The organism is Sediminicola sp. 1XM1-17 (assembly GCF_037203765.1).
Lineage (GTDB): Bacteria > Bacteroidota > Bacteroidia > Flavobacteriales > Flavobacteriaceae > Sediminicola.
Genome location: NZ_JBBCAS010000005.1, coordinates 296053 through 303782 on the forward strand (window position 1 = coordinate 296053; position 7730 = coordinate 303782).

Below are 7730 nucleotides of genomic sequence, written 5' to 3' on the forward strand. Positions count from 1 at the left end.
TTTCATCAAACAGCCCCCAATTAATTGATTATTTGATTCTGATAAATAGGATTAAACTTAATCACACCCCTTTTTTGTCAGATTTGGCACTATTTCACGTTCCAATTTATCAATTTCACAAATAATCCATCTCATAAAATTAAATCTGAATATTTTTCAATGTTATATTCAAAACCCTGCTTTTTTTATTACATTATAATGAAATAGATGCATTTTATGCATCGAATATGATATTTTTGAAGAAATACCATAATTTATGAAGTTGATTAAGCAAGGGTTGTACCTACCGGAATTTGAGCATGATAACTGTGGAGCAGGATTTATTTGTAGCCTAAAGGGCAATAAGTCCAACGACATCATCCACAAGGCCTTGGAGATATTGGAAAAATTGGAGCATAGGGGAGCCGTAAGTTCAGACGGAAAAACAGGTGACGGAGCTGGTATTCTGATAGATATACCACATGATTTCTTTACCGAAGTATGTGATTTTGAACTTACAAGCCCAGGAAATTATGCTGTGGGCAATATCTTTTTGCCCCAAAAACAGAATCAAAGGGAATATTGCATTTCCATTTTTGAGAAAAACATTGCCAAACAGGGCTTAAAACTATTGGGTTGGCGGGATGTACCTGTAAATAAGGGTGTTCCCGGTAGAATAGCTGCCGAAACGGAACCTTTTGTCAAACAGGTATTTATTGCCAAGCAAAACGAAGAGCAATCCTATTTCGATTTCAATTTAAAACTGTTCATTGCCCGTAAGACTACGGAACATACCATCATAGCATCAAAACTTTCGGAAAGCAATTTCTTTTATGTTCCCAGTTTATCAACCAAAATAATCATTTTCAAAGGGCTATTGATGCCTGAAGATATCAGTCTTTACTACAAAGACCTTATGGACCCACGTGTGGTTACACGATTGGCCTTGGTCCACCAGAGATTCTCCACGAACACCTTCCCTACCTGGGATTTGGCCCAACCTTTTAGGTACATGTGCCACAATGGTGAAATAAACACGCTCAGGGGGAATGTTACCAGAATGCGTTCTAGAGAGGAACTGATGAAAAGCGACTGGTTTGGTGAGGAAATAAAAAACGTACTTCCCGTAATCCTTCCCGGAAAGTCGGATTCGGCCACGATGGATATGGTCGTGGAACTATTGTTGATGACCGGCAGATCACTACCTGAGGTCATGATGATATTGGTCCCTGAAGCTTGGGAAAAGAATCCGGAAATGTCAGAGGCCAAAAGGGCATTTTACGAATACCATTCCTGTTTGATGGAACCATGGGACGGCCCTGCTTCCATACCTTTTACGGATGGGAACTATATAGGGGCCGTATTGGATAGGAATGGCTTGCGTCCTTCCAGATATTCCGTAACCAAAGACGGCTATGTGATCATGTCCTCAGAAGTAGGAGTTTTGGATATAGCCCCTGAGAATATTGAGATGCACGGTAGATTGGAACCCGGAAAAATGTTCTTGGTGAATATGGAAGAAGGCAGGATCATCAATGACGAAGAAATCAAGGAAGATATAGCACAAAGGCATCCGTATAAAAAATGGCTCAACAACAATTTGGTCCACCTAAGGGATATCCCGTACAACGATTGTCCTTTATTCTTGAACGAAGCTTCGGTAGCGAAAAGAAAATCGGTTTTTGGTTATACCCAAGAAGACATCAATACCATCATACTTCCCATGGGGAAGACTTCGAAAGAGCCTTTGGGTTCTATGGGTTCTGACACCCCTATTGCCGTTCTATCAGAACAGCCCCAATTGATCTATAATTATTTCAAGCAATTATTTGCCCAGGTCACCAACCCTCCGCTGGATGGGATTCGTGAGGAACTGATCACCGATATCAGTCTGACTTTGGGCAGTGACCGCAATATTTTTGAATATACTGAAGAACATTGTAGGAAATTAAAGATCCAGAATCCGGTTATTTCCAAGGAAGATCTGGACAAGATCAAGAATTACGATGCCAGTCCAGATTACAAAGTTGTTTCCATACCTATTTTATACGAAATCGCAAAAGGACTCAATGGCCTGGAGGATGCATTGACATCCATATTAAAACAAGCGGAAGCAGCCATTGACGAAGGTGCCAATATCATTATACTATCGGACAGGAACGTCAGTAAGAATCTTGCTCCCATTCCTGCACTATTGGCGTGTTCCTCTGTAAATAGCGGCCTACAGAAAATTAGAAAACGCTCTCAGTTGAGCGTGATCATAGAATCTGCAGAACCAAGGGAAGTACATCATTTTGCATTGTTGTTCGGCTTTGGTGCCAGTGCCATCAACCCTTATCTGGTCAACGAAATTATTGCAGAACAAATTGAAGAGCACGATATTACGGAGTATTCCTTTGAAGAGGCCATTAAAAATTACAACAAGGCCATTGGAAAAGGAATTCTAAAGGTCATGAACAAAATAGGAATATCTACCTTAAACTCATACAGGGGCTCCCAATTATTTGAATGCATCGGCCTGAATACCAAGGTCGTGGACAAATACTTTCCCAATACACCCACAAGGATACAGGGAATTGGACTCTATGAAATTGAAAAGGAGATTGCAAAGCGTCACCAAAGGGCATATAAGGTACAGGAGGTTGCGGCTGACCTCGATTTGGAAATCGGTGGTGCCTACAGATGGAGAAGGGATGGTGAAAAGCATGCCTTCAATCCACTGACCATTGCCAAATTACAAAAATCTGTCCGCAACAATGAACCAGAATCCTTTAAGGAGTTTTCTGAATTGGTCAACGAACAGTCCAAGGGACTCATGACCATCCGGGGACTTTTTGAGTTTTCGAACTTTGATCCTGTTCCTTTGGAGGAGGTAGAACCTTGGACAGAGATTGTAAAAAGATTTAAGACCGGTGCCATGTCCTATGGCTCCATTAGTAAGGAGGCCCATGAAAACTTGGCTGTGGCCATGAACAGGATTGGTGGAAAAAGCAATTCCGGTGAAGGTGGTGAGGATGCCGAACGTTTTTACAAAAACCAAACTGGAGATTGGAAAAACAGTGCCATCAAACAAGTAGCTTCTGGAAGGTTTGGGGTTACCTCCAACTACCTATCCAGTGCACAGGAGATACAGATTAAAATGGCCCAAGGGGCCAAACCAGGGGAAGGCGGGCAATTGCCCGGTCCGAAGGTGAACCCTTCCATTGCCAAAACCAGGAACTCCACTCCTTATGTAGGACTAATTTCGCCTCCTCCACACCACGATATTTATTCCATTGAGGATCTATCCCAATTGATATACGATTTAAAATCGGCCAACCGAGAAGCTCGGATCAACGTTAAATTGGTTTCTGAGATCGGTGTTGGTACGGTTGCAGCGGGTGTTTCCAAAGCGAAAGCAGATGTTATCCTGATTTCTGGGCATGACGGTGGTACTGGGGCATCTCCCCTAACCTCCCTAAAACACGCCGGACTACCCTGGGAACTTGGAATTGCGGAAGCGCAACAGACCTTGGTTATGAACGACCTTAGGAACAGGGTGATCTTGGAATGTGACGGGCAATTGAAGACAGGAAGGGATGTTGCCATCGCCTGCTTGCTTGGAGCAGAAGAATTTGGATTTGCAACTGCACCATTGGTTGCATCGGGATGCATCATGATGCGGGTATGTCATTTGAATACCTGTCCTGTTGGGATAGCCACACAGAATCCGGAATTGCGCAAGAAGTTTGAAGGCAAACCAGAACACGTGGTAAACTATATGTATTTTGTTGCTCAGGAATTAAGGGAAATAATGGCGAAATTGGGCTTTAGGACCGTAAATGAAATGGTCGGTCAAGTTCAAAAATTGGATCGCAACAAAGCTATAGAGCATTACAAGGCAGAAGGGATAGATCTTACCCCAATCCTGCACCAGGTCAATGTTCCTAAAGGCACAAAATTCCATAACACACAAAAACAGGAACACCTAGTTGACAAATCCATTGAGTTTGAAATCATTGGCAAAGCGCATCCTGCACTCTTCAGAAAAGAAAAAATCACCTTAGATTTCCCAATAAGAAACACAGATAGAGCAGTAGGTGCCATTATCAGCAACGAAATATCCAAAATCTATGGTGCTGAAGGTCTTCCCGAAAACACATTGAAACTGAATTTCACAGGATCTGCGGGCCAGAGTTTTGGGGCTTTTGCCACCAAGGGCCTTACCATGATCGTGAATGGAAATACCAATGATTATTTGGGCAAAGGTCTTTCTGGAGCTAAATTGGTCATCAAGGTGCCTTATAAATCCACTCTTAAACCTGAAGAAAACGTCATTACAGGCAACGTAACCTTATATGGTGCCACTTCGGGTGAAGCTTATATCAATGGAAAAGCCGGAGAACGATTTTGCGTACGTAATTCAGGGGCCCATGCTGTTGTAGAGGGAATTGGAGATCACGGTTGTGAATATATGACAGGTGGGGTTGCGGTTATCCTCGGACAAGTAGGAAGAAACTTTGGCGCCGGAATGAGCGGCGGGATAGCCTACGTTCTGGATGAAAAAGGAACATTCGATAAAAATTGCAATAAGGAAGCTTTGAATCTATTAACGGTAAATGAAAGCGAGGATATCGCCCAATTGAAAACGTTGGTAGAAAACCATTACAATGCCACGCTTAGTCCGATAGCACAGCGTGTCTTGGAAAATTGGGAGGAAATTCTACCAAAATTCATTAAAGTCTTCCCGGAAGAATACAAACAGGCATTGATTCGCCTAGAAGAGGAAAAATTAAAAACAATATAATCGGAGATATGGGAAAGATAACTGGATTTTTGGAATTCGATAGAAAAATAGAAGCATATGCTCCTGTTGAGGAGCGCATAAAAAACTACAAAGAGTTTACGGTACCATTAAAGGAAAGTGAGCTGAAGAAACAAGGGGCCAGATGTATGGATTGCGGTATTCCTTTTTGCCATAGTGGCTGCCCATTGGGCAATTTGATACCCGATTTTAATGATGCCGTGTACAAGGGCAAATGGGAAAAGGCCGCCAAAATATTACACTCAACCAATAACTTCCCTGAGTTTACGGGCAGGCTATGTCCGGCTCCCTGCGAGGAGGCATGCGTACTGGGTATCAATGAGGACCCGGTTTCCATTGAAAACATTGAAAAAAATATTGTAGAAACAGCCTTCTCAAAAGGTTGGATCACTCCCGAACCGCCCACCAATAGAACGGGCAAATCCATTGCAGTCATTGGCTCAGGACCTGCAGGCCTTGCCACGGCACAACAATTGAACAGGGCCGGCCATTCGGTAACTGTATTTGAAAGGGACGAAAAAATAGGAGGTTTGCTACGTTATGGGATTCCGGATTTTAAGATGGAAAAACATGTCATCGATAGACGGTTGGAAGTATTGAAGGCGGAAGGTATTGTATTTAAAACTGGAGTCCATGTAGGGGTGGACGTTTCTGCGGAAGAGCTTCAATCGTCCTTTGACGCCTTGGTGCTTTCTGGTGGGGCAACTATAAGAAGAGGCCTGCCCACCAAGGGATCGGACCTAAAAGGAGTGGTTCAAGCCATGGATTTCCTCAAACAGAACAATAAACGTGTGGATGGTATTGAGGATCTTGGAGAAGAAATAAAAGCTACAGGCAAGGATGTCATTGTTATTGGTGGTGGAGATACGGGATCTGACTGTATAGGGACCTCCATTAGACATGGTGCGTTATCCGTCACCAATTTTGAGATCATGGAAAAAGCTACACTGGAACGCCCCATAGACCAGCCATGGCCGTTTTGGCCCATGAGGCTTAGGACAAGCTCTTCCCACAAAGAAGGGGCAGAACGTTTTTTCAGTATTTCCACCAAGGAATTTATTGGTGACAAAGATGGGAATTTAACAGGGCTGATTACGGCAGAGGTAGAATGGACCCATAAACCTGGGGAGCGACCTAACCTGAAGGAGGTCCCCGGGACAGAAAAAGAATGGAAATGTGAATTGGCACTTTTGGCCATGGGCTTTACCGGTTCGGAAACAACGATAGCTGACCAACTAGGTCTTGAAATGGACTCCAGGACCAATGTAAAGGCCTCCATAAACAATTATATGACCAATGTCCCGGGAGTATTTGTCGCTGGTGACCAACGCCGCGGGCAGTCGCTTATCGTATGGGCCATTTCTGAAGGCAGACAGGCCGCACACCATGTAGATGCTTATTTAATGGGATCCTCAAACCTACCTTTAAAAGGTGATGGGGACCTACCAAGAGTTTAACAAATAAAAATAAGGCAAAAGCCGTAACTGAAGAGTTGCGGCTTTTTTTTTATGATCAGGGAAGTAGTTTCTTATGCTGAATTCTTCTTGAATCGTATCGTTTTATTGCTGATCAGTGGTTTTGCCCAAAAGCCTATGCTAAAAATATAGCCTAGAGCCATAAACACGAGGAGCATACCAAATTTCAAGGAAACCAAATCACTGATAAATCCGATCAATAACTGCACCACGGCACCCCCCATTATTCCCGTCATCAAAATACCTGCCATGGAGCCATGGTATTCACTAACTGAATTCAAAGCCAGGGAAACTATGATGGGAAACATCACAGAAAGAAAAAAACCACTAGATTGAAATCCGTAAAGTGAAAGGGCAGAATCGCCGAACAGTCCGGCAGACAAACAGATCATGGCCAGGCCGGAAAAGATGCGCAACACCAATCTACTGTCTAAAATCCTTAGCAATACAAGACCCAAGATCCCACCAACGGTCATTAAACCCCAGAAATTTGCTACTGCGCCAGCACCTACAGTCTCAAAATTAAGTCCATGGTAGACCAAAAGAAACTTGGACATCCAATAGGATATACCCTGTTCCGCCCCTACATAGGCAAATATGCCGAGGAAATATAGAATGACGGTCTTTCTTCTGAAAAGTAGCCTATAACTATTCTTGGTACCCGCCTGTTCCTCCTTTGACAGTGTAATAGGAGGTAGGGCCATTGCACCCACAAGAATTATTAAGCACAAGCTCAATAGGGCGAAGATGACATACATGGACACCCATGACATATCTTGGGGCACCAATGTGGTCAGCACCTCTAAAAACCAGGATGATTTTTCCTTTTGGCCTACATGAAGCACTAGATAAGTATACACCAAGGGACTAATAAAGGAGGCCATTCCAAATATCAACTGACCCAACACCGAGGTAAACGCAAAGTTTTCCTCACCCCCGGCAACCCTGAGCAAGGGATTGATTACCACCTGCAATACCGCCATACCGGTACCAATTACAAATAGGCTGACCAAGAATATAAGAAACGTTGGGAAAAGCGTAAATACTAGGGAACCCAGGAATGCCAAAAGGAATCCACCCAACAATAGGCTTTTTTCCCCATACTTTTCCAATAGAAATCCGGCGGGGATAGACATAATACCATAGGCAATAAAAAAAGAAAAGGGCAAGAAGCCGGCCATGGTTTCTGTGAGGCCATAACTTATGGACACACTTGGATTGAGGGCTCCTAAAATATTGGTCAGAAAAGAAATTACAAAGAATGTAAAAAGGATCAGGGCTACAACGCCATACTGCTTTCTCATAGTACAGGATAAAATATCCTACAAGATACCTAAAAGGAATAGTACTCTTTCAACATTTCACCATAGCGCATAAAAAAACCCCTCATCGTTGGATGAAGGGTTCTTCGAAAAAAGGCGGCGACCTACTCTCCCACTTGGTATAGCAGTACCATCGGCGCTGATGGGCTT

Annotated in this window: 3 protein-coding genes; 2 read left to right on the plus strand and 1 reads right to left on the minus strand. The window is 43.3% G+C overall.

The genetic code is table 11. The features are described 5' to 3' along the window. The first annotated feature begins 256 nt into the window (after positions 1-256). Both gltB and WAA86_RS09910 read left to right on the plus strand, forming a co-directional pair. The gene (gene gltB / locus WAA86_RS09905; RefSeq protein ID WP_337300838.1) at positions 257-4765 is read left to right on the plus strand and encodes a glutamate synthase large subunit; all 4509 of its coding nucleotides are present in this window, start codon (positions 257-259) and stop codon (positions 4763-4765) included. Positions 4766-4773: 8 nt separating this feature from the next. Next, positions 4774-6240 carry a glutamate synthase subunit beta gene (locus tag WAA86_RS09910; protein WP_337300839.1) on the plus strand — a complete coding sequence of 489 codons (1467 nt, stop codon included), beginning with the start codon at positions 4774-4776 and terminating at the stop codon, positions 6238-6240. Between the two features lie 71 nt (positions 6241-6311). Here the strand turns inward: WAA86_RS09910 and WAA86_RS09915 are convergent, their stop codons facing one another. Continuing rightward, entirely contained in the window at positions 6312-7562 is a 1251-nt protein-coding gene (locus WAA86_RS09915) for an MFS transporter (protein ID WP_337300840.1), read from the minus strand. Positions 7563-7730 lie beyond the last annotated feature (168 nt).

What these genes read in the sequence shown, in the direction of transcription:
- gltB (WP_337300838.1), top strand. Translation starts at nt 257, where the DNA reads ATGAAGTTGATTAAGCAAGGGTTGTACCTACCGGAATTTGAGCATGAT.
- WAA86_RS09910 (WP_337300839.1), top strand. Translation starts at nt 4,774, where the DNA reads ATGGGAAAGATAACTGGATTTTTGGAATTCGATAGAAAAATAGAAGCA.
- WAA86_RS09915 (WP_337300840.1), bottom strand. Translation starts at nt 7,562, where the DNA reads ATGAGAAAGCAGTATGGCGTTGTAGCCCTGATCCTTTTTACATTCTTT.